This window comes from Arthrobacter sp. Leaf337 (genome assembly GCF_001423745.1).
Taxonomy (GTDB): Bacteria; Actinomycetota; Actinomycetes; order Actinomycetales; family Micrococcaceae; genus Arthrobacter.
Genome location: NZ_LMPC01000007.1, coordinates 35,590 through 58,295 on the forward strand (window position 1 = coordinate 35,590; position 22,706 = coordinate 58,295).

Annotated in this window: 19 protein-coding genes and 2 tRNA genes; 5 read left to right on the plus strand and 16 right to left on the minus strand. The window is 66.5% G+C overall.

What is annotated here, in order from left to right:
- Window positions 1-181 precede the first annotated feature (181 nt).
- Genes ASF98_RS07305 through ASF98_RS07320 form a run of 4 tightly spaced genes read left to right on the plus strand, consistent with a single transcriptional unit; the run spans window position 182 to window position 4,001 of the window.
- Window positions 182-1,207, plus strand: a complete 1,026-nt coding sequence (locus ASF98_RS07305; RefSeq protein WP_055799591.1) for an ABC transporter substrate-binding protein — start codon at window positions 182-184, stop codon at window positions 1,205-1,207.
- Between the two features lie 47 nt (window positions 1,208-1,254).
- Window positions 1,255-2,133: an ABC transporter ATP-binding protein gene (locus ASF98_RS07310; protein WP_055799594.1), complete on the plus strand. Its 879-nt coding sequence runs from the start codon at window positions 1,255-1,257 to the stop codon at window positions 2,131-2,133.
- A complete protein-coding gene (locus tag ASF98_RS07315) occupies window positions 2,133-3,029 on the plus strand; it encodes an ABC transporter permease (RefSeq protein ID WP_055799597.1) in 897 nt (298 codons plus the stop codon). The genes ASF98_RS07310 and ASF98_RS07315 overlap by 1 nt, the downstream gene beginning before the upstream one ends.
- Window positions 3,030-3,080: 51 nt before the next feature.
- Window positions 3,081-4,001, plus strand: coding sequence for a TauD/TfdA dioxygenase family protein (locus ASF98_RS07320; RefSeq protein WP_055799600.1), 921 nt, complete (start codon window positions 3,081-3,083; stop codon window positions 3,999-4,001).
- An 88-nt stretch (window positions 4,002-4,089) separates the two neighbouring features.
- Here ASF98_RS07320 and ASF98_RS07325 read toward each other — a convergent pair whose 3' ends face one another.
- From ASF98_RS07325 to ASF98_RS07345, 5 genes are all read right to left on the minus strand, one after another.
- Window positions 4,090-5,076 carry an aldo/keto reductase gene (locus ASF98_RS07325; protein ID WP_055799603.1) on the minus strand — a complete coding sequence of 329 codons (987 nt, stop codon included), beginning with the start codon at window positions 5,074-5,076 and terminating at the stop codon, window positions 4,090-4,092.
- 126 nt (window positions 5,077-5,202) lie between these two features.
- On the minus strand, window positions 5,203-6,909 hold the full coding sequence (locus ASF98_RS07330) for a glycoside hydrolase family 13 protein (RefSeq protein ID WP_055799606.1): 1,707 nt from the start codon (window positions 6,907-6,909) through the stop codon (window positions 5,203-5,205).
- A 105-nt stretch (window positions 6,910-7,014) separates the two neighbouring features.
- Window positions 7,015-7,914, minus strand: coding sequence for a carbohydrate ABC transporter permease (locus ASF98_RS07335; protein WP_055799609.1), 900 nt, complete (start codon window positions 7,912-7,914; stop codon window positions 7,015-7,017).
- Window positions 7,914-8,858 carry a carbohydrate ABC transporter permease gene (locus ASF98_RS07340; RefSeq protein WP_055799612.1) on the minus strand — a complete coding sequence of 315 codons (945 nt, stop codon included), beginning with the start codon at window positions 8,856-8,858 and terminating at the stop codon, window positions 7,914-7,916. The genes ASF98_RS07335 and ASF98_RS07340 overlap by 1 nt, the downstream gene beginning before the upstream one ends.
- Before the next feature lie 25 nt (window positions 8,859-8,883).
- On the minus strand, window positions 8,884-10,185 hold the full coding sequence (locus ASF98_RS07345) for an ABC transporter substrate-binding protein (RefSeq protein ID WP_055799614.1): 1,302 nt from the start codon (window positions 10,183-10,185) through the stop codon (window positions 8,884-8,886).
- A 225-nt stretch (window positions 10,186-10,410) separates the two neighbouring features.
- Between ASF98_RS07345 and ASF98_RS07350 the strand changes: the two genes are divergently transcribed.
- Window positions 10,411-11,613, plus strand: a complete 1,203-nt coding sequence (locus tag ASF98_RS07350; protein WP_055799617.1) for an ROK family protein — start codon at window positions 10,411-10,413, stop codon at window positions 11,611-11,613.
- Window positions 11,614-11,719: 106 nt separating this feature from the next.
- On the opposite strand, the gene ASF98_RS07355 is transcribed toward ASF98_RS07350, so the two are convergent.
- The 11 genes from ASF98_RS07355 to ASF98_RS07405 all read right to left on the minus strand — a co-directional run bounded on the left by ASF98_RS07355 (window position 11,720) and on the right by ASF98_RS07405 (window position 22,651).
- Complete coding sequence (locus ASF98_RS07355; RefSeq protein WP_055799619.1) at window positions 11,720-13,291, minus strand: Na+/H+ antiporter; 1,572 nt, start codon at window positions 13,289-13,291, stop codon at window positions 11,720-11,722.
- A gap of 104 nt (window positions 13,292-13,395) precedes the next feature.
- Window positions 13,396-14,055 carry an SDR family oxidoreductase gene (locus ASF98_RS07360; protein WP_055799621.1) on the minus strand — a complete coding sequence of 220 codons (660 nt, stop codon included), beginning with the start codon at window positions 14,053-14,055 and terminating at the stop codon, window positions 13,396-13,398.
- Window positions 14,056-14,064: 9 nt separating this feature from the next.
- The gene (locus tag ASF98_RS07365) at window positions 14,065-15,006 is read right to left on the minus strand and encodes a hypothetical protein (protein WP_055799624.1); all 942 of its coding nucleotides are present in this window, start codon (window positions 15,004-15,006) and stop codon (window positions 14,065-14,067) included.
- A gap of 1 nt (window position 15,007) precedes the next feature.
- The gene (locus tag ASF98_RS07370) at window positions 15,008-15,517 is read right to left on the minus strand and encodes an RNA polymerase sigma factor (protein WP_055799627.1); all 510 of its coding nucleotides are present in this window, start codon (window positions 15,515-15,517) and stop codon (window positions 15,008-15,010) included.
- Window positions 15,518-15,637: 120 nt separating this feature from the next.
- Entirely contained in the window at window positions 15,638-16,468 is an 831-nt protein-coding gene (gene yidC, locus ASF98_RS07375; RefSeq protein ID WP_082506754.1) for a membrane protein insertase YidC, read from the minus strand.
- A gap of 145 nt (window positions 16,469-16,613) precedes the next feature.
- Window positions 16,614-16,687, minus strand: a tRNA-Met gene (locus tag ASF98_RS07380).
- A gap of 62 nt (window positions 16,688-16,749) precedes the next feature.
- A tRNA-Thr gene (locus ASF98_RS07385) sits at window positions 16,750-16,821 on the minus strand.
- Between the two features lie 256 nt (window positions 16,822-17,077).
- Window positions 17,078-19,198: a DEAD/DEAH box helicase gene (locus ASF98_RS07390; protein WP_055799629.1), complete on the minus strand. Its 2,121-nt coding sequence runs from the start codon at window positions 19,196-19,198 to the stop codon at window positions 17,078-17,080.
- Window positions 19,199-19,599: 401 nt separating this feature from the next.
- On the minus strand, window positions 19,600-20,253 hold the full coding sequence (locus ASF98_RS07395) for an MOSC domain-containing protein (protein ID WP_055799631.1): 654 nt from the start codon (window positions 20,251-20,253) through the stop codon (window positions 19,600-19,602).
- A gap of 68 nt (window positions 20,254-20,321) precedes the next feature.
- Window positions 20,322-20,996: a response regulator gene (locus ASF98_RS07400; RefSeq protein WP_055799635.1), complete on the minus strand. Its 675-nt coding sequence runs from the start codon at window positions 20,994-20,996 to the stop codon at window positions 20,322-20,324.
- On the minus strand, window positions 20,993-22,651 hold the full coding sequence (locus ASF98_RS07405; RefSeq protein WP_055799639.1) for a sensor histidine kinase: 1,659 nt from the start codon (window positions 22,649-22,651) through the stop codon (window positions 20,993-20,995). Before ASF98_RS07405 ends, ASF98_RS07400 begins: the two co-directional genes overlap by 4 nt.
- Window positions 22,652-22,706: the final 55 nt, after the last annotated feature.

The window sequence follows — 22,706 nt, forward strand, 5'->3', positions numbered from 1 at the left end:
CGAAACCGGGCGTCTTGTGACCCGGCGTTGCGTCCTGTTTCCGCTCGTTTCCGCGGGTTTCCCGGCGTGACAGCAACGCTTTTTTTGGCCGGAAAGGTGCGCTTACATCGTTCCAGCGGCAGGCAAACAAGCACCGCTGATTCACTCCAAACCTCCCCCAATGCTGACAAAGGATCCCCGAATGAAACGACACCTGACCATCATGAGTGCCGCGGCCGCCGTCGTCATCGCGATGACGGTGTCGGGCTGCGGGGGCAGCGCAGAAGCCGGTGCCGGCGGCGCCGCCGCCGGTGCCACCGAGGTGAAGGAGCTCCGCTACCAGGGCTGGGCCAACACGGTGACGCTCCCCGAGCTGGCCCAGGACCTCGGCTACTTCGGCGACGTCAAGCTCAACTGGGTGGGCAACACCATCAGCGGCCCGCAGGATATCCAGTCGGCAGCCACCGGGCAGACGGATTTCGGCGGTGCTTTCGCCGGGGCCGTGGTCAAGCTCGTGGAAGCGGGCGCCCCGGTGAAAGCGGTCATCAACTATTACGGCGAAGACGAGAAGACGTTCAACGGCTTTTACGTCAAGGAAGACAGCCCCATCCGCACCGCCCGGGACTTCATCGGCAAGAAGATCGCGGTGAACACGCTGGGCGCACACGCGGACGCCGTCATCAACACGTACCTGCAGAAGAACGGCCTGAGCGCCGAGGAAATCAAGCAGGTCCAGCTGGTGGTGGTCCCGCCGAACGACACCGAGGAAGCCATCCGCCGCGGCCAGGTGGACGCCGGGTCCCTGGGCAGCATCCTGCAGGACAAGGCAATCGCCAACGGCGGCCTGCGCTCGGTGTTCAGCGACGCCGAGCTCTTCGGCACCTTCGCCGGCGGCCCGTACGTGCTGCGCACCGACTTCATCGCCAAGAACCCGAACACCACACGGACGTTCACCACCGGCGTGGCGAAGGCCATCGAGTGGGAGCGGACCACACCGCGCGAGGAAGTCATCGCCCGCTTCACCAAAATCCTGCAGGAGCGCGGACGCAACGAGAACCCGGCTGCCCTGCAGTACTGGAAGAGCGTGGGCGTGCCCGCGAAGGGCGAGATCAAGGACGAGGACTTCACCCGCTGGGGCAAATGGCTCAAGGACACCGGAATCGTCAAGGGCGAGCTCGACCCGAAAAAGATCTACACCAACGAGTTCAACGGACTGGTGAACCCATGAGCCACCGCACTCCTCATGCAGCCGAGCGGGACAGCGAAAGGACAGTCATGACGCCGAAAATCAGCCTGCGCAACGTCACCAAGGAATTCGCGGTGCGCCAGGGCAAAACGACGAAGAAACAGGCCGGCCCGTCGGTGCTGACCGCCCTGGATGACCTCAGCCTGGACGTCGCCGCCGGAGAGTTCCTCACCCTCGTGGGGCCCAGCGGCTCCGGCAAGACCACCCTGCTGGACCTGCTCGCCGGCCTCTCCCGGCCCACGTCGGGCAGCGTGCTGGTGGACGGCAAGGAAGTGACAGGACCGGGCCCGGACCGCGCCGTCGTCTTCCAGCAGTACGCACTGTTCCCGTGGCGGACTGCCTCCGCCAACGTCTCCATCGGCCTGGAAAACTCCGGCCTGTCCCGGAAGGAACGGGCCGCGAAGGCCAGCGAATTCCTGGACCTCGTGGGGCTGGCGGGGTTCGAGGACCGCTTTCCGCACGAACTGTCCGGCGGCATGAAGCAGCGCGTGGCCATCGCCAGGAGCCTCGCCTATGAGCCGGACATCCTGCTGATGGACGAGCCGTTTGCCGCCCTCGACGCGCAGACCCGCGAGCAGCTCCAGGACGAGCTGCTGCGGATCTGGAAGGCAACGGGCAAGACCATCGTCTTCATCACGCACGGAATCGACGAGGCCGTCTACCTCGGCCAGCGCGTGGCAGTCCTCAGCGCACGCCCGGGCCGGCTGAAGGAGTTTGTGGACATCAATATCCCGGACCGCGACGGCGGGGACGACGTCCGCTCGCACCCGGCCTTCGTGGAACACCGGCATCAGGTCTGGTCCCTCCTGCACGACGAGGTCAAGCTCGCCCAGGACTCCGGACACCGCAAGATCCTCCCCGATGGATCGGCCCCCGATGAACAACCCCAGGAAAGGAGCGCTGCCTGATGAGCGCTGTGTTGACCCGACCGCCTGAGGCGGCTGCCGCCGTCGAACGTTCATTGCAGGCGGGACCCGGTCCGGAAAGCGGACCACGCCCGACGCCGGCCGGCCGGCTCGCTGCCCTGGCCGGGATCGCCGGACGGGCCGGCTGGAAATCGCTCGCCGTGCTGCTGTTCCTCGCGCTGTGGGAGCTGGGCCCGACGTACCTTGCCAGCCCCTCCACCCGGGTGTTCCTGCCCCCGCTGCACGAGGTGCTTGCTGCCGGCGCGACGCTGCTGGAGAACGGGCAGCTGCAGAGCCACCTGCAGGCGAGCCTCACCCGCTCGGTGTCCGGCTTCAGCGTCGCGGTGGTGTCCGCCGTCGTGCTGGGGCTGCTGATCGCCTGGTATGGCTGGCTCAGCTCGTTCCTGAACCCGCTGCTGGAACTGTTCCGCAACACGGCCACGCTGGCACTGCTCCCCGTGTTCACGCTGCTGCTGGGCATCGGCGAGGAATCGAAGATCACCATCGTGGCCTACGCGGCGTTCTTCCCGGTGCTGCTGAACACCATCGCCGGCGTCCGGACCGTGGATCCGCTGCTCATCCGGGCGGCGAAGTCACTGGGGCTGAACAGCTTCCGGCTCTTCCAGAAGGTCATCCTGCCCTCCGCAGTCCCGACGATCTTCACGGGCATCCGGATGGCCGGCACATCCTCCATCCTGGTGCTGATCGCCGCCGAAATGGTGGGGGCCAAGGCCGGGCTGGGCTACCTGATCGTCAATGCCCAGATGAGCTTCCTGATCCCGGACATGTACGCCGGGATCCTCACCGTCTCCGTTCTGGGCCTGACGGTGAACGTCCTCCTCGTCGCCCTTGAGCGGCATTTCTCCCGCTGGCGCACCGCCGTCGGGTCCGGGAACTGACGCTTCTAACCGCATCATCCACACGCACCATTAACCAGTAAGGAAAAAGCAATGACTACCATCACCGAAACCAAGCTCGAATTCGCCAAGCTGGGCTCCCGCATCGGAGCTGAAATCCGCGGCCTGGACCTGAGCGGGGACCTGTCCGCGGATACCGTGGCCCGGATCCGCGCGGCTCTGAACGAGCACAAGGCCCTGGTGTTCCGCGAGGCGAATATCCGCACGGACGAGGAGCAGGTGAAGTTTGCCAGCCACTTTGGGCCTTTGACCAAGGCGCACCCCACCGTGGCCTCCGTGGAGGGGGAAGAGAACGTCCTGCCGGTGGACAGCGAGAACGGCTCTGCCAACAACTGGCACACGGACGTCACCTTTGTGGTGAACCCGCCGCAGGCATCAACGCTGCGCAGCATCGACCTGCCGGCGTACGGCGGGGAAACGCTGATCGCGTCCTCGGCCGGGGCGTACGCCGACCTGCCGGAGGAGCTGCGGAACTTCGCGGACACCCTGTGGGCCATCCACACCAACGACTACGACTACTCGGTGCCCAAGAACCTGGAGCACCAGAACGCCGAGGAACGCCGCAAGGAGTTCACCCGGCTGCAGTTCGAGACCGCCCACCCGGTGGTCCGGGTCCACCCGCTGACCGGCGAGCGCGGATTGTTCATTGGGGGCTTCGCGCAGCGGCTGCGGATCGTGGGGCTGTCCAACACCGAGTCGAAGGACATCATCCGGCTGCTGCAGGCCTACGTCACGCGTCCGGAGAACGTGGTGCGGGTGAACTGGGAGCCGAACCAGCTGGTGCTGTTCGACAACCGCATCACCCAGCACTACGCCCCGGACAACTACGACGGCCAGCCCCGCAAGCTCAACCGCGTCACCATCGCCGGCGACATTCCGGTGGGCGTGGACGGCAAGCAGAGCCAGGCTCTGAAGGGCGACTCGTCCACGTACTCGGTGGTGGCGCCGCTGTAGGTGCTCCAAGCCCAACTAGGTCGCAGTTAATGTCGTTTTGGGGGCTCATAACGACATCTACTGCGACCTAGTTGGGTTAAGCGGCGGGTTAGGGGATGTTGCTCCCCCGGGCCGTGACCCACAGCCGGTACCACTCGGCGCGGGTCATGGCCGCGGCAATCCGGGCCGCTCCGGCGCAGGCACGGATGCGGTCCGGGTTGGCCGACCCGATCACGGGCGCGATCCCGGCCGGATGCCGCATGAGCCACCCGAGGAGGATCGCCTCCCTGGTGGTTCCTTTGGCCTTCGCCATCTCCGCGACGAGCGCCGCCGTGGCCGCCTCCGCCGGTGTCGGGCTTTCCGGCGGAGCTCCGCTGTAGTGGCCCTGGGCCAGCGCTCCGTAGGCCTGCAGGGTGATCCCCTGCCGGCTGCAGAACTCCACAGTGCCGTGCGGGAAGCTGTAATCCAGCCCCTCCGCGTGGTTCACCAGCACGGCGCTTTCCAGCCACGCCCGCCTCAGCAGGCTCATTTCCAGCTGGTTGGCCACCACCGCCGTTTCCAGATGATCCTGCAGCGCCTCGATCTGCGGGGCGGACATGTTGGACACTCCCACCTCCCGCACTTTGCCTTCCCCCATCAACTGCCCGACGGCGGACGCCACCTCGGCGGGGTCAGCCAGCGGGTCGGGGCGGTGCAGCAGGAGGACATCCACGTAGTCGGTCTTCAGCCGCTTCAGGCTGCCGTTGACCCGCTCGAGGATTCCCTCGCGGCTCAGGTCGTAGTGTGTTTCGAGTCCCTGCTCGTTGAGCCGGATCCCGCACTTGGTCTGGAGCCGGATCCGTTCCCGCAGCCCCGGTGTGATCGCCAGGACCTCGCCGAAGACTGCTTCGGCCTTGCCGCCGCGGTAAATGTCGGCGTGGTCGAACAGCGTGATGCCTGCGTCGAGGGCAGCGTCGATCGCGGCGGCCGCCTCGTCCACATGCTCAGGGGCGTAGGGCTCGGCGGACCAGCTGCCGCCAAGGCCCATGCAGCCGTAAATCAGTTCCTGGTTACGGTTCAGTTCCTGGCCGGACAGGCTTGCAGTTTGTTCAGTCATGTCGTCACTCTTTCACTTGTTCCTGCGAAGGCCCAGCAGCAAAAAGCCCCGGTGGCGGCACCCTGTCCGGGCACCGCCACCGGGACGGGATTCATGGTGTGGCCAACGAGGCTGCCTGGCCCGGCCTTAGCGCAGCCAGACCGTGGTGTTGCCGGGCAGCAGCTTCCCGTCCAGCGGTGCGCTGCTGAGCAGCACTTCGCCGGCCGGGAGCTCCACCGGCTCAGCACCGAAGTTGGTCACTGACTGCCAGCCGCCGTGGCGGGTGAACTGCAGCACCTTGGGGTTGCCGGTCTCCACCCACTCCAGTTCCTCGGCCGTCTGCAGTTCGCGGCGCAGCTTCAGGGCCTTGCGGTATAGCTCCAGCGTGGAGCCCTCCACGCCGTCCTGGGCGTCCACGGCGTACCGGCCGAACCAGGCCGGCTGGGGCAGATGGGCCCGGCCCGCACCGAAACCGAAGGACGTGCCCTCCGTAGCCCAGGGCAGCGGAACGCGGCAGCCGTCACGACCGATTTCCACACCCTTGTTGCGGAAGAAGGACGGGTCCTGGCGCTCCGAGTCGGGGATGTCGGCGACTTCCTGCAGGCCGAGCTCCTCGCCCTGGTACAGGTAGGCCGAGCCCGGGAGGGCCAGCATCAGCAGGCTGGCCGCACGGGCGCGGCGCAGGCCCAGCTCAACGTCCAGTTCCTCGGCCGGTGCCCCGGCCAGCAGCCAGCCCTTGCCGTCCTGGCCCTTGGCGTGCACTCCGCCGCCCATCGGCAGGCCATAGCGGGTGGCGTGCCGGACGACGTCGTGGTTGGAGAAGACCCAAGTGGAGGAGGCGCCGGTGGCCGTGGCCTCGGCGAGGTTCCGGGTGATGATTTCGTGGAACTCATCGGCGTCGAAATCGGCCTGCAGCAGGTCGAAGTTGAAAGCCTGGCCCAAACCCTGGGGGCTGGCGTAGCGGGCGCGGCGGGTAGCGTGCACCCAGGCTTCGGCGACGGCGGTGCGCGGCGGGTTGTACTCGTTGAACACCTCGCGCCATTCGGCGTAGATCTCGTGGACCTCGTCGCGGTCCCAGAACGGGTGCGATCCGTCGGCGAAACCGTCAGTGCCGGTGTTTGCCTCGCTCAGTTCGACCTTGGAGAGCAGCGGCTCCGTGAGGTCCTTGGTGAGGGCGTGCGCCACGTCCACGCGGAAGCCGTCCACGCCGCGGTCGGACCAGAAGCGCAGTGTCTTCAGGAAGTCGTCGCGGATCTCGCGGTTGGACCAGTTCAGGTCCGGCTGTTCCTTGGCGAAGATGTGCATGTACCACTGGCCGGGGGTGCCGTCCGGTTCGGTGATGCGCTCCCAGGCGGGACCGCCGAAGACGGAGTCCCAGTCCGACGGCGGCAGCTCGCCGTTCTTGCCAAGGCCGTCACGGAAGATGTAGCGCTCGCGGGCAGCTGAGCCCCGCGGGGAGGCCAGGGCTTCCTTGAACCATTCGTGCCGGTCCGAGGAGTGGTTGGGGACGATGTCCGCGATGAGCTTGATGCCGGCTTCGTGCAGCGCGGCGGACATTTCGGCGAAGTCCTCCAAGGTGCCCAGCTTGGGGTCCACGTTGCGGTAATCGTCGACGTCGTAGCCGCCGTCGGCGAGCGCCGACGGGTAGAACGGGCTGAGCCAGACGGCGTCGATCCCCAGTTCCTTCAGGTACGGCACTTTGGCTGTGATGCCCTTGATGTCGCCCAGGCCGTCACCGTTCGAATCCGAGAAGCTGCGCGGATAGATCTGGTATACGGAGGCCTGGCGCCACCAGTTGGGATCGGCTGCGAGGTTTGAATCGGACAGGGTTGCCAGAGTGGCGGTGGTGGACAAAGGAGATTCCTTTTCTGGTGTTGGTTGTTCTTTGGTAAAGGGAAAAATGGATGGGTACCCGGATGCTGCGCCCTGCTTGCTTGCGCCCTGCTTCAGTGCGCTGTCCTACTTCACTGCGCCCCGCATGACTCCGGAGAGTACCCAACGTTGGGCCAGGATGTAAACCACCAGGGTGGGCGCCATGGCCATCAGGTAAGACGCGAAGGCGAGGCTGTAGTTGGTGTTGAATTCGCCCTGGAACAGCATCTGCACTACCGGCAGTGTCTGCAGCGCCGGATCCGCAATCAACATCTGCGGCAGCAGGAAATCGTTCCAGGAGCCGAGGAAGGCGAAGATCCCGACTGTGGCGTTCATGGGGGCCAGCAGCGGGAAGATGATCTTGCGGAACACCTGCCACGTGGTGGCGCCGTCCATGCGGGCCGACTCCTCGAGTTCCACCGGGATGGAGCGCACGAAGGCGATGTAGAGCAGGGTGTTGAACGAGATGCCGCCGAGGACGTGCAGGAACACGACGCCGGCGGGGTTGTCCAGGCCGAGGAGTGCCGTCTGCTTGATCAGGGGCAGGATGATCACCGGGAACGGGATGAACATTGCCGAGAGCAGGTAGACGAAGGAGCCCCGGAAGAACCGGTGGTTCCAGTTCCGCGCAATAGCGTAGGCCACCAGGGAGCTGCTGGCCAGCGAGCCAAGGACGCTCAACACGGTCACGAACGCCGTGGACATAAAGGCCCGCGGGAAGTTGGTGGCCACGTAGGCGGCGGCGAAGTTGTCCCAGTTCATCGGGTTCGGCCAGGCGAGGCCCGTGCCGGTGCCGATCTGGTCCGGGGACTTGAGCGCCATGGCAACGGTGAAGTAGAGCGGCAGCAGGACGGTCAACGAAGCGGCCAGCATCAGCGCGGTGAGCCACCAGTTGATCCTGAAGCCCTCGCGGTTGGACCGGCGGTTGCTGCGGGCGGGGGCGTCCGGTGTCAGATGTTTGGAAGCGGCAAGTGTGGATGCGGTCATTAGAGTGAAACCCCCCGGCGCTGGATGAGGCGCAGCTGGATGACGGAGATCAGCAAGGTGATCAGGAAGTAGATGACGGCGTTCGCCATCTGGTAGGAGTAGTCGCCGCCGGTGAAGCCGGAGAAGATGCGCATGGCCACGGACTGCGTTGCCATGCCGGGGCCGCCGCCGGTGAGGCCCACGATGATCTCATAGGTTCCGAGGAACCCTTTGAAGCCAAGGATCACATTGATCACGAGGTATCCCAGGATCAGCGGGAGCGTCAGGCTGAGGAACTGCCGGAAGCTGCCGGCACCGTCGAGGTCCGCGGCTTCGTAGACCTCGGAAGGCACGCTTTGGAGCCCTGCCAGGTAGATGATGGTGGCGCCGGGCGCCGCCTGCCACACCGTGACGAGGACGATGGCGAGCCAGGCGAGGTTCTCGTTGGCGAGGATGCTCGTGGCCAGCGGGGTCACGCCGAACCGTTCAGCCAGCACCGGAAGCGTGTTGGAGAACAGGTAGTTGAACACGAAGGAGACGATCAGGGCGGAAAGCACCATGGGGATGAAGAACACGGTGCGGATGCCGGTGCGCCATTTGATCTTCGCGTTGAGGCCCAGGGCGATGGCGAGGGCCACGACGTTCACCACCACGGTGGTGGTCAGGGCGAACACAAACGTGAAGATGTACGACTGCAGGACGGCGGGGTCCTTGAAGATGTTCACGTAGTTCATCAGCCCGATGAACTTCCAGTCGCCGTAGCCGGCGTAGTTGGTGAGGCTGAAGAAGACGCCCACGAGTGCCGGCAGGGTGATGAAGAAGGCAAACAGTGCCAGGACGGGCACCACCATCCAGTAATACGTGGGATCGATCCGGCTCTTAGACCGGACGGTGCCGGCGGCGGACGTGGGGTTGTTGGGTCCTGCGGGAGGGGCTGTCTGGGCCACCCGGGATGTTGTAGTCATTGAGGCTCCTGGAATCGGGTGGGGGTCAGACCGCGGTACGCTCGGCGACGCGGCGCCATTCGTCGTCGAGGGCGGCGAGGAACTGCTCGCCGTTCTTGCTGTACACAAAGGACTGGATGTAGTTGTTCACGGGCACCGACGGCGGGAAGTAGGTGACAGCGCCCTGGAAGTAGCGCGCCTCCTGCACCGCTGCATTCAGTCCGCTGATCTGTGGATTGCTGACGGCAGGAGCGTCCGTGAGCGGTGAGAACGCCGCGTTCTTCTCGTTGTACGTGTTCACCACGGACGGTTCCAGCAGGTAGTTGACGAACCGCTGCGCCGCGGCCATGTTGGGCGTGTTCCGGGTGATGGAGAGCGCCATGTCCACGTTCACTCGGGCCTTGGTGTCCTCCGGGTTGTTGGTCACCGGCAGCGGGAAGCTTCCCAGCCTGATGTTCTTGTTGGCCGCCACAAGCTGTGAAAGCGCCCACGGCCCCTGCAGGTACATGGCCGCCTGCCCCTTGGCGAACGCGGCGTTGCCGTCCGCGTAGTTCTTGCTGGCCGCACCGTTCTGCGAGAACGAGGCGAGCTGGAGCATCTTGGGGAGGGCGGGGCCGAAGCTGTTGGCAAACGACTCGGGGGCATCCTTCGTGATCTTGGCACCCTTGGCGTTGAGCTTCGTGAAGAATTCCCCGACATCCAGCGCACCGCCGGCCGCGTAGTCGAACATGCCCTGGGCGAGGGTCCACGGATCCTTGTACGTCCCATAGATCGGCGCGATGCCGGCGGCTTTGAACTTCTCGCAGGCCGCAACGAAGCCGTCCCAGGTGGTGGGGACTGACACGCCCTGCGCCTCGAAGATGTCGCGGTTGTAGATGACGCCGGCCGCCGCAAGCGAGAACGGCAGGGCACTGGTCTCGGTCCCGTTGTACTGGCCCCAGGAGTTGACGAGCTCCTGCATCTTCGGGTCGATGGTCTTAGCCACGGGCATGTCAGAGAGGTCGGCGAAGATGCCCTTTTTGACGAAGTCGGCAGTGGCCTGGGCGAAGCCGCGGGTCACCACATCCGGCGGATCGTTGCGGACGAGGCCCGGAACGAAGTTTCCCTCGTTGAAGTCCTGGACCACGCGGATGTCCGGGTTCAGTGCCTCGAAGTCTTTGATGACCTCGTTGAAGTGGTCCACCACCTCGGGTTTGTTCTGCATGAACCGGAGCGTGGTGACTCCGTTCTGTGCAGCGGGCGGGGCGCCGCAGCCGGAGAGGGGAACCATCAAGGCGGCCCCGGCGAGGCCGGCGGTCCGGAGCAGGGAACGCCTGCTGAGCAGTGATGCGGGTAGGGCCGCGTTCACAGGGCGGGGGCTGACGTGCGGTGGTGAGTGGGCTGTGCCTGCGGTGCGGGCTGGCAGTGCTTCAGGATGCGGTTCACAGTTGCTCCTTTGCAAAAGGCTGAGTGAAGGGCTGGGAGTAGAGCCTGCAGTCGGCGGCCGTCCGGTCCACGATGCTCTAAGTTTATATGGAATCTAAATTTAGTTCCTCAAGTATTATGTGGTGCAAAGCACAGAGAGGTCAACACCATGTCGGAAATGACGGCGGCAACGCCCCAGCTGCTGCGCCGTGTGAGCGCCGGGGCAGTGCTTGAGTTCATGCGCGCTTCCCAGGCGGTGACGGTCACGGAGGTCATGGAAGCCACGGGACTCACGCGGGCCACCGCCATTGCCGTCTGTGAGGACCTCATGCAGCGCGGCTGGATCAGAGAGCTGGAAAACCAGCGGGCCTTCGGCGGCTACCAGAAGGGAAGGCCGGCGCGCCGGTTCGAGCTCAACGAGCGCGCAGGGTGCGTCCTGGGCATGGACGTGGGCATTTCCAAAGCCACGGTGGTGGTGTCCGATCTCCGCGGCAGGGCCCTGGGCCGGTCCAGCCAGCCGTTCGCAGGTGCCGAGATCTCGGCGGAAGAACGGGTCGCCGTCGTCGACCGGACCGCCTTGATGGCCCTCCACAGCGTCGGTGCCTCCCCCGACTCCGTGCTCGCCGTTGGTGCCGGAATCGCCGCACCCGTGGACCGCAACGGGGATGTGCTGGTGACCCAGCACTTCTGGGGACTGTTCGACGTCGGCCTGAAGGCTGCGCTCAAGGACCTGCACGGCTGGACAGTCCTCCTGGAAAACGACGCCAACCTCGCCGCCCTGGGTGAGCGCTGGCGCGGTGCGGCGGCCGGCGTGGACGACGTCGTCGTGATTCTCGCCAGTGAACGCCTCGGTTCGGGAGTGATCGACGGCGGGCGGCTGCTGCACGGCCGTGCCGGCGGTGCCGGCGAGCTTGCGTTCCTTGACATGGTGGAGGGTGTCGGCGACACCTTCGGCATCGCTGCCCTGGCCCGCGTCTGGGCTGCCGAAGCCCTTGCAGGGAAGGCCAGGACCCTGCTCCGGGAGCACGCAGGCGACGGCGTCGAGGCGGAGCATGTTTTTGCCGCGGCCGCCGCGGGGGATGGCGTTGCCCTGGCAATCCTCGACCGGCTGGCGGACAGGATGGCCAGGGTTATCGGGGCCGTGGCCACTATCATCAACCCCGAGCTGGTGGTGATTGGCGGCGCCGTGGCAAATTCGGCAGGCGTGCTGCTGGGACCTATCGCTGAACGCCTGCCCGGGTACACCGCCACTCCCCCGGCTGTGGCGGCGTCCCCGCTGGGCGACTCAATCGTTACCGTGGGTGCCGTCCGCTGCGCCCTGGACTTCGTGGAGAAGAACACGCTTGACCTGGAGCTCGCGGCGCCCGCCTAGGCATCGTCGCCCCAAGCAGGCCCGTCCCAGGCTGCCAGTCCAGAAAGCGCGAACGGACAGTTGAGGCCCCGGATTCCGGGGCCTCAACTGTCCGTTCGCGCTGATCCTACTCCGGCATGATCATGGTGCGCAGGTCCAGCTGGCGCAGCACACGGTCCGCGACTTCCGGATCCATGTCCGGTTCGTTCCGGGCGGCCACCACTTCCTGGCGGGCGGCATCAAGCGCAACAGTCTGCACGGCGATGGCCAGTTCCCGCCCGCGCTGGCGTTTCTCGTCCAGGGTTTCGTGCCGGAGGCTTCCATCCAGCAGTTCGGCGTGCAGCCTCGTCATCTTTTCCTTGACGAGCGCCACTTTCTCCGGCGGGAGCTCCTTGACGAGGTCGTTGTCCTTCAGGGCTGCGATGGCGGCCTGCTGGGCGCGTTTGGCCAGGACCCGGGCCGCGTCCCGTTCTTCCGAACCGTCTCCGCTGGCCTTCAGGACTTTCATCAGCCAGGGCAGCGTCAGGCCGGGCAGCACCAGTGTGGCCAGCAGTACCGCGCAGGCGATGACCAGCAGCTGGTCCCGGGCAGGGAACGGCGTGCCGTCGGCCAGCGTCAGGGGCAGGGCAAGGGCCAGCGCCAGGGTGGCGAGGCCCCGCATGCCGCACCAGGTCAGGATGAGGACCTCCTTGGCGGACGTGGGCTGCAGGAGGTTCTCCCGCTTCCGCGCCGAGGCCGCCAGCAGGGCCAGCCACAGGAAACGGACCGCAAACACGATGACGCACACCACCACCGCGGTGCCGATCATGCCGTAGATCTCCGTGCCCTCGTCATGGATGACCTGGCGGATCTCCAGCCCCACCAGCCCGAAGGCCAGCCCGGTTACCAGCAGCTCCACCACGTCCCAGAAGGCCGTGCGGGTGACCCGTTCGGCGGCGTCCTGCGGCCGCGAGTGCCGCTTCATCTCCAGGGCGGTAACCACGACGGCGATCACGCCTGAGGCGTGCACCTCTTCCGCCAGGATGTAGGCGGCAAAAGGCACCACCAGGGTGACCGCGCTGCGCGCCACCATGGAGGTCACCAGCCGCGTGATCAGCGCCGTGACCCAGCCCATGGCGATGCCGACCAGCACCGCAACCGCAGCCCCCACCACGAACTTGAGGACGACGTCGGGCCCTATCCTGCTGCCCGAAACGGTGGCGGCCACGGCAGCCTGGAAAATGACGATGGCGGCGGCGTCGTTGAAGAGGCCCTCGCTTTGCAGGACCGTGATGAGCCGCCGTGGCATGTGCACGCGGCCGGCGACGGATTCGACGGCCACCGGGTCCGGCGGAGCCACCATGGCGCCCAGGGCGATCGCGGCGGGAATTCCGATGCCCGGGATCATCAGCCAGGCAGCCCCTGCCACGGCAGCGGTGGACACGACCACCAGGGCCACCGCGAGCATGATCAGCGTGCGCCAGCGGACCCGGAACACGGCCCAGGAGCTGCGCTGGGCCGTCGCGAACAGCAGCGGGGGCAGGAAGATGGGCAGGATCAGCTCCGGCGAGATGTCCATTTCAGGAAAGCCGGGGATGAAGGTCAGCGATGCCGCCAGGATCAGCATGAGCACGGGATAGGGCAGCCGGAGCTTATCCCCCAGACCCACCGCCACCACCGTGGCAAGCAGCAGTCCGATAATCAGTGCCAACTGGTCCATAGGCTCACTTTCCCCGAAGTGGAGGCGCCGCAGTGCTCTGCAGGCGCCTCCTCCCACGATATCGGGTGCGGGCCGGTGGGTACTCCGTGTTCAGGCGGCGGGGCCTACTGCGCCGGCTGCAGCGCCGCTGCGACGGGCAGGGTGCCGTCCCGGAACTCGATGGTGCGTCCGGCGGTTTCCGGCAAGCCCAGGACGGCAGCGGTAACGAGTGCCACATTTGCCCGTGATGTGGCGGTGCCGGCGGAGGTGTCCGCCGGATCGACGTCGATGAGGCCGTTGCCGGGGCCGTCCGTCAGGGTTCCGGGGCCAAGGATGGTCCAGGCCAGGTCCGTGCTGCGCAGGTGCTGGTCCGCGGCGGCCTTCGCCTCGGCGTAAGCGTGGAAGCTGTTGTCCGCCGGGACTCCGTGGTCCGGTCCGGCGCCGAAGTAGGACACCATGACGTAACGCCCGACGCCGGCTTCCGCCGCCGCCTCCATCGAACGGATGGCCGCGTCCCGGTCCACCGCATAGGTGCGGTCGGGGCTGCCGCCGCCGGCGCCGGCGGACCACACCACGGCGTCCTGGCCGCTGAGGGCGGCGGCGAGTTCCGCCGTCGTCGAGTGTTCAACATCCAGGACCGAGGGCGAGGCGCCCGTTGCCGCGACGTCCTCCGTATGGTCCGGGTTGCGGAAGAAGGACGTGACGTCCTCTCCCTCCGTGGCGAGAATCCTGGCCAGTTCCAAAGCCACTTTGCCGTGGCCGCCGATGATTGCGATGCGCGTCATTGACCCAGCTTACGAGTACCTGAGGCTGAGGAGCATGGTCTTCAGCTGCGCATATCGTTCGCTCCCCATCCATTCCCGCGCCGCATCTGGCGTGGCGAAGGCGGGCTGTTTTTCGAAGTCGAACACGACATAGGCCGACATGACGCCGCTGGGCAGGCGGATCTGGTTGGTGCCGGAGCTGTCCTGGGCGGGCAGGAATTCCTGCGCCAGCCTGACGTCCATGAAGTAGTAGGCGGGGGTGCTGTCCGCGGGCTCCGCGGGGTCCGGCATCCCGGGATAGGTAACGGGGAGGATCTGGTCAGCGGCGAAACCGAACTCGGCAGGGTTCCCAGACGTGTCCGTGATGCCTGGTACGGGCGCATGGTCAAGAACAGTGCGCTTGACGCTGCCTGCCGCCCCGTCGCCGTACATCCCGCTGAGGACCCGGGCCACCTCCGCGCCGGCGTCGTCAGTCACCACCGCGACGACGGCCCCGGCCTTCGCCTCCTCAGTCAGGTACGGTCCCTGTTCCGTCCGGACACTCCACTCCCGCGGATGCGAGAACGACAGGTGCCCGTCAGGGAAGACAAAGGTTCCGAGGGCTGCGGGCCGGGCCGGCGCCGTTGACGGTGTTGCCGGGGGCGTCGCCGGCGGCGTCGCTGCTGTCGGCGTCGCCGTCGGGTTTTCCGATGCGGTGACGGTCGTGGCCGGTCCTGGCGCGGACGTCACCGGACCGAGGTTGGTGGCCGCCAGCACACCGGCGGTGACCGCGGCAGCTGCCAAGGTGATCACGCCGGCCAGGCGTGCGCGCCGCAGCCTGCGTTCCTCGAGCGAGGTTGCTCCCGCCGGGAGTCGGTCGCTGAACGCGGCCGGTGCGGACAGCATCCGACGGAGCGCCGCTTCACCGTCGGGAGTGGACGGATCGTTGCGCACGGGATCGGTCGCGGAAATCCTGTTCTTGATCGGATCCATTTCAGGCACCCATCCTCTGTGTGATCGATTCTGCGCCCGCAGGCATGTTTTTCCGGAACGCCGCCCGCGCCCGGTGCAGGCGGACCTTGGCGGCGGACTCGCTGCACTGCAGCACACCGGCGATCTCCGCCGTGCCCAAGCCGTCCCAGTAGGCCAGCTGGAGAATGTCCCGGTCTTTCTCCCGCAGACCGGCCAGGGCATCATGCACGGCCAGGTTCTCGGATCCGTCTCCGAAACTCAGGACCGCCGTGGCACGCAGCCTCTCCTGCAGCGCCCGCTGGCGGTCACGGCTCCGGTACGCATTACCGATCAGGTTCCGGGCAATCGACAACAGCCAGGCGATCTCGGGGCCCTGCTCGTCAGTTTCTTTCTGCCACACCACACGAAAGACATCGGCAGCGATTTCCTCCGCCACCTCCGGGGATTCCACCCTCCGGCGCACGAACCTGAAAACGGCTGGATAGCTGTCTTTGTGTAACGCGATAAACGCCAGTTCACGCTCGGAAAGCACGATATCCCCCTGGTGAGTAGTCCTGAGCCGCCCTCTATCCGTATTGTTTCCGGACCGCCGCCACCCGTTACGCAAGTCCCAGGAAATTTTCGGCCTTCCCCGGGCCGGCGTCGTCCAGGATCACCGCTGCGAGGGAACGTGGCCGGTGCCGGGCGCAGGCCGCTGCGTGACGACGAACTGCTGTGCCAGGGTCCAGAGGTTGGAAACGGTCCAGTAGATCAGGACACCGATGGGGAAGACGATTCCACCGGCCCCGAAGACGACGGGAAGGATGTAAAGGATCATCTTCTGCTGCATCAGGACCGGACCTGACGGCACTTCCTCGGACGGGGTCCTGGCCATGATCAGCTTCTGCGTGAAGAACTGTGCCGCCGTCATGGCCAGGATCATCACGATCGAGAGGGTCCAAACAGCCACCACATTGCCGCCAGCAGGCGTGCCGTGAAGCAGGGTGGCGGACAGCGGGGCACCGAAGATGCTGGACTGATCGAACTGGACAACTTGTTCGTGGCTCATGGCGCCAATGCCGGCACCCCTATCGCGGGCCGCCGTGATGCCGGAGAGCACCTGGAAGAGGGCCAGGAAGAAGGGCGTCTGGATCAGCAGGGGCAGGCACGCCGAGAACGGGTTGGTTCCGTGCTTCTTGTAGAGCTCCATCTGCTCCCGCGCCATGGCCTGGCGGGACAGCTGGTCCGTCTTGCCCTTGTACTTGTCCTGCAGCTTCTTCAGGTCCGGCTGCAGGAGGCGCATGCGGCGCTGGGCGTTGACCTGTTTCAGGAACACGGGGATCAGCGCGGCGCGGATGACCAGTACCAGCCCGATGATGGCGAGCGTCCAGGTCCAGCCGCTGGCGGCGGGCATGCCGAGGGTTCCCAGCCCTTCGTGGAAGCCCACGATGATGACGGAAACCAGCCACTTGAACGGAAGCATGATTGCTTCAATGAAGTCCACTGAGATCCCCGTCCGCCAGTTGCTGCAAAGCTACTGCGAATCGTGGCGCTTGTCACGGTGCAGGACTGCGGCACGTCCGCCCGCTGGACCGGAAGGGAGAACAGGAAAGCCCCCGGAATCTCAAGGATTCCGGGGGCTTGTCCTGTAGCGGTGGGGAGGCTCGATCTCCCGACCTCACGATTATGAGTCGTGCGCTCTAACCAACTGAGCTACACCGCCACGAATGAGAAAAACCTGCATCAAGCCGGTCAAAAACCGCCTTGACACAGGCCCTCATTCAGAGCCCCCCACCGGAATCGATCCGGTGACCTCGTTCTTACCAAGAACGCGCTCTACCACTGAGCTAGGGGGGCAACGAGTAAATACTCTACCGGAAGATTCCGCTCCCAACAAATCGGCGGCGACACAGCTCTGCGGCGCGGATAAATCAGCGGAAAACCGCGGAAATCCGGGCCAAAAACTGCCGCAGCGGCCTTGGCAGGGGCTCCTGGTGGCCAGCCCGCCGCTCCGATGTGATGAAGCGAACACTGGCGGAAACGGGCGGCCGGTTAAAGAAAAACGGGCCGGCTCGAAAGCCGGCCCGTTTTCAGCGCCTGGTGCTGCTAGGGCTTACCACTTGCCCTTGCGGTTGAAGTCGCGGTGTCCGCCTTCGTTGCCGTGGCGGGGCTTGCGTGCGCCGTCGCCGTGGCCGCCAAAGCGGGAGTCGCTGGCCTGGCCGCGGTTGGCACCGCTGTCGGCGCCAACGCTGCGCTCCGAGCGGTCGCTGTAAGAACGGCCGCCGCGGTCAGCGGAGGACCGCTCGCCGTCGGTCTTGCGGAATTCCTTCTTGAACCCGCCGCTGCCCTTGAAGTTGCCGCCGCGGTCGCCGCCGCCGGAGTAGCCGCCGCGGTCGCCGCCACGGTTGCCCTGGTAACCGCCACGCTCGCCGCCGCCGGACGGCTTGCGGCCGTTGTCCAGCTCGAGGTGGATCAGCTCGCCGCCGATCCGTGTGCGGGACAGGGCACGCAGCTGCTCGGGGCTCAGGTCTGCCGGGAGCTCCACGAGGGAGTGGTCCGAGCGGATGTCGATGCCGCCGATCTGGGCGGAGGAGATGCCGCCTTCGTTGGCAATGGCGCCAACGATGGAACCCGGCATAACGCGCTGACGGCGTCCGACGGCGATCCGGTAGGTGGCGTTGCCCTCGGTCAGGGTGCGGGTCGGGCCGCGTGAGCCGAAGCCGTCCTTGGAGCGCTCACGCTTCTGGAACTCGGGAGCCGCGGGCAGTTCCTTGACCAGGAGCGGCTGGCCGCCCTGGGCCATGACGGCCAGTGCAGCCGCGATCTCCGAGGCAGGCACGTTGTGCTCTTCCTCGTAGGAGGAGATGAGGTCGCGGAAAGCTGCAACGTCCTCGGACTCCAGGGTCTCGGTGATGCGCTCGGCGAACTTGCCCAGGCGCAGCGTGTTCACGGTCTCGGCCGTGGGAAGGTGCATCTGCTCCACCGGCTGGCGGGTTGCCTTCTCGATGGAACGCAGCAGGTACTTCTCCCGCGGCGTCATGAACAGGATGGCGTCGCCGGACCGGCCTGCACGGCCGGTGCGGCCGATGCGGTGGACGTAGGACTCGGTGTCGTGGGGGATGTCGTAGTTGACCACGTGGCTGATGCGCTCCACGTCAAGGCCGCGGGCCGCGACGTCGGTGGCTACCAGGATGTCGATGCGGCCTTCCTTCAGCGCGTCGACAGTGCGTTCGCGCTGCTGCTGCGGAATGTCGCCGTTGATGGCGGCAGCCTGGAAGCCCCGGGCCTTCAGCTTGTCGGCCAGGTCCTCGGTGGCCATCTTGGTGCGAACGAAGGCGATGACGCCGTCGAACTCTTCAACCTCGAGGATGCGGGTCAGGGCGTCGAGCTTGTGCGGGCCCATGACCTGCAGGTAGCGCTGGCGGGTGTTCGCTCCGGTGGTGGTCTTGGACTTCACCGAGATCTCGGCCGGGTTGTTCAGGTACTGCTTGGACATCCGGCGGATCTGGCTCGGCATGGTGGCCGAGAACAGTGCGACCTGACGGTCCGAAGGCGTCTGCTGGAAGATCTGCTCCACGTCTTCGGCGAAGCCCATGCGGAGCATTTCGTCGGCCTCGTCCAGCACCAGGTACTGGAGTTCGGACAGGTCCAGGGAACCCTTGGAGATGTGGTCGATCACACGGCCGGGCGTACCGACGACAACCTGGGCACCGCGGCGCAGGCCGGCGAGCTGGGGGCCGTAGGCGGAGCCGCCGTAGACGGGGAGGACGGTGAAGTCGTCGATGTGCTTGGCGTAGGAGGTGAAAGCCTCGGCGACCTGGAGCGCGAGCTCGCGGGTCGGAGCGAGGACCAGGGCCTGCGTCTTGCGGGACGGACCGTTGAGGTCGTGGAGCTCGGCCAGGCGGGACAGTGCCGGTACTGCGAATGCTGCAGTCTTACCGGTTCCGGTCTGGGCCAGGCCCACGACGTCGCGGCCTTCGAGCAGCAGCGGGATGGTTGCTGCCTGGATGGGGGACGGCTTCTCGTAGCCGACGTCCTGCAGGGCGGCGAGGACTCGGCCATCGATGCCGAGGTCGGCGAAGCGGACACCTTCAGCTTCGGTGTCATCGTCGCCGCTGGCCGGATCAGCCTTGGGGGCTTCGGCCTTCGGGGCTTCGGCGGCGGGGCGTTCTTCAGCGGCAGGCGCTTCAGCCTTCGGGGCTTCGGCGGTGGCGTCGTTGTGATTTTCGGGCATAGGGAAGTTTTCCTCATCCATAGGGGGCCAGGCGGCACAACCCGAGGTGAGCGGAGCCGCAGTGCATGTGCCGTTTGGATGCCGGGCAAACATTGACCGGCCGGTCACGTAGAAGTCCGGCGCTTTCGCAATCCCGTGGCAGGACTTCCCGCTGCATCTCTTGGCTGCTATCCCAGCAGTCTGTACAGCGTTTTCTTTAGCCGGCTCTCCCTATGAAAATGCCCGCATCGCTTGTGCGGGCCCCAACACTTGCCAGTCCTGCCTCAAAAATTGGGCAGGAATAAGGGATTTCCGGAGTGGGGGATATTTCAAGTGTAAGGCATGGTTCCGCGTTGCACTAACCCGCCAGCCGCCCAAGGGCGGTGACGTTGCGCACACAGGCTGCGCGGGGCCCGGCGGAGCTAGACGCCAAGGCGCCGCTGAAGCTTCTCGAATTCCTCGTGGTATTCCGGCTGCAGGCGGATCTCCCCGTCGGCATCTGCATCACGCAGCGCTTCCACATCCTCGATGGTGGGCTCGCTGAACCACTTGCCGATGGTCACGCCGTGCTTGGGAACGAACAGCCGGTGGATGTGGTCCCCGGCCCGGATGGTCCCCGGCTTAATGACCCGGAGGTAAGTGCCCACCCGGCCCGCCTCGGTAAAACGCTTCACCCACTGGGGTTCGTCCATGCGGCGCTGGAACGTGGCGCAGGGAACGCGGGGAGATGTAACTTCGACTTCGACGTCGAGGCCGATCTGCCACCGTTCGCCGATCACCGCGGTGGTGGTCCCGATGCCGGCAACGCGCAGGTTCTCGCCGAACACCCCCGGCAGGAGGTCTCGTTGCAGCTCCCCCACCCAGTAGTCGGCGTCATCCTGTGAATAGGCATACAGCGCCTGGTCCACGCCGCCGTGGTGGATGCGGCTCGCCTGGATGTCCCCGTGGAGTCCGAGCTTGTGCACCTTGACCGGGCCATAGACGGCACGTTTGTCGATGGCCGTGACGCCCACGCTCCCCTCATCACTCAGGAGCTGGTGTACCCGGCAGACGGCAAGCACAGATGCGGTGTCCATGGCTACAGTCTAGGTTCTTCCGTCCGGATTGCCGCGGACGCTTCCCGCCACCCTCCGGCGCTTTGGCGTCAGGGATCGAAGCGGTACCCCATCCCGGCCTCCGTGTGCAGGTGGCGCGGCCTCGCCGGGTCCTGCTCCAGTTTGCGCCGCAGCTGTGCCAGGTAGACGCGAAGGTACTGGGTTTCCTTCGCGTACGCCTGTCCCCACACCTGGGTGAGCAGCTGCTGCTGGCTGACCAGCTTGCCGGCATTGCGGACCAAGAGCTCGAGGATATTCCACTCCGTGGGCGTGAGCCGGACTTCCTGCCCGTCCCGGACCACTTTCCGGGCGGCGAGGTCCACCACGAAGTCCGCCGTCTCCACCGTGGGCGCTTCGCGCTGCGCCGGCGAGCGCCGGGAAGCGGCCCGCAGCCGCGCCAGGAGCTCGTCGAGGCCGAACGGCTTGGTCACGTAATCGTCCGCCCCGGCGTCGAGCGCTTCCACTTTGTCCTCCGAGGCGTGGCGGGCGGACAGCACAATGACGGGCACGGAGCTCCACCCCCGGATCCCCCGGATGACGTCCACACCGTCCATATCCGGCAGCCCGAGGTCCAGGACCACGATGTCCACCGGGTGCTGGGCGGCCAGTTTCAGTCCGTCCGCGCCGAGGCCCGCGGTGATGGCCTGGTAGCCGTGGGCGCGGAGGTTGATCTGCATGGCCCGGGCCAGCTGGGCTTCGTCTTCGATGATCAGTACCAGGGTCACGGCATCGGACCTTCCCACAGCGGCAGGGTGACCACCATGGTCAGCCCGCCGCCCGGCGTCGGCTCCGCTGCCAGGGTTCCTCCCATGGCTTCGCTGAAGCCGTTGGCAACAGCAAGGCCCAGTCCGATCCCCACGGTGCGGCCACTGCCGGTGCGCTGGTAATCGTTGAGCCGCTGGAACGGCTGGAACATGTCCATGACTGCCGCCGGGGCCACCCCTGAGCCGTGGTCCACCACGCGGAACTCGCTGGCCGGCCTGCCGCCCAGCGCGATCCCCTCCCCCGCACGGGCTGTCAGCACCACATCGGCCTCCGGCGCGTATTTGAGCGCGTTCTCCACCAGGTTCGCCACCACGCGCTCCAACATCCCGGCGTCGGCCTCCACACGAGGGAGGTTGGGCGGCAGTTCCACCCGGATCCGTGCCGCGGGCAGCCCCCTCAGCGCATCCGGCAGGACGTCCGCCCAGCCCAGTCCGCGCAGGAGCGGGTTGACCGAATCAGCCGTAATCCTGGACATGTCCAGCAGGTTGCCGATCAGGTGGTCCAGACGGTCGGCCGAGTCCTCGATGGTGGCGAGCAGCTCGCGTTCGTCTTCCGGGGAAAACTTCACATCCTCTTGGCGGAGGCTGCTGACCGCCAGCTTGATTCCGGCCAGCGGGGTGCGGAGGTCGTGGCTGACGGCCCGAAGGATGGACGTGCGCATCTTGTTGCCCTCGGACAGCCGCTGGTTGTCCTCCATGCTCGCCACGAGCTGCCGCCGTTCCAGGATGGCCACCAGAAACGCCCCGAAGGCGGCCAGCATCCGCTGGTGCTGGCCGGTAAAGGGGTGACCGGCCGGCGGCCCGCCGTTGATCAGCAGCGTGTAACGGGAATCGACGACGACGGCGTGGTGGGCGGCCGCGCGGGTCACCGGCGGGGTGGTCCCGGCGCTGGCAAGCACTGTCCCGCCGGCGTTGCTGTCCGTCCCTCGTCCAGGACCGCGGCCGACGGCGGATTCCGCTCCGCGGGCGCCGCCCGGGGTACGGGAGCCACCCGGGGTGCTTCCCGCCACGAGGGTGACGGCATCCACTCCCAACCGGCTGCGGACCTTCTCGAGGAACGTCTCCAGGCTGCCGTCGGAACTGAGGATCCGCAGCGAGAGCTCGCTCAGTGCCGTGGCTTCGGCCCCGGAACGCGCGGCTTCCTGCGCCCGGCGGCTCGCCAGTCCCACGGCAAGGGCCACACTGCAGGCCACCGCCAGGAACACCAGGAGGGTGAACAGGGTGGAGGGATCGGCAATGGACAGCGAACCCACCGGATCGGCGGAGAAGTAATTGAGGAGCGTTGTGCCCAGGACCGCCGCCACGACGGCGGGCCAGAATCCCCCGATCGCAGCCACCGCCACGGCGGCCGCAAGGTGGAGCAGCATGATGATGGCGAAGTTCCGATATCCCGCGAGCGTCACCAGGACTTCCACGGCAGGCGGCAGCACCGCCGCAAGCACCATGCCGACGAGGAAACGGCTCCGCCCGATTCCCTGGAGCGCTGAGCGCGCCCTCCCGGAACCTGCCGTCCCCGAACGTACTGTCCGCGCACGTGCTGTCCGCGCACCTGGCGTCCCGGACCCGCCAGGGCCGGATCGGGCGGCGCCACCGCGGGCGGATTCAACTGCTGCCATGGCTCCATCTTGGCATGGGCAGCTCTCCCCCGTTTTCCGTTAACAGCGCCTCGGT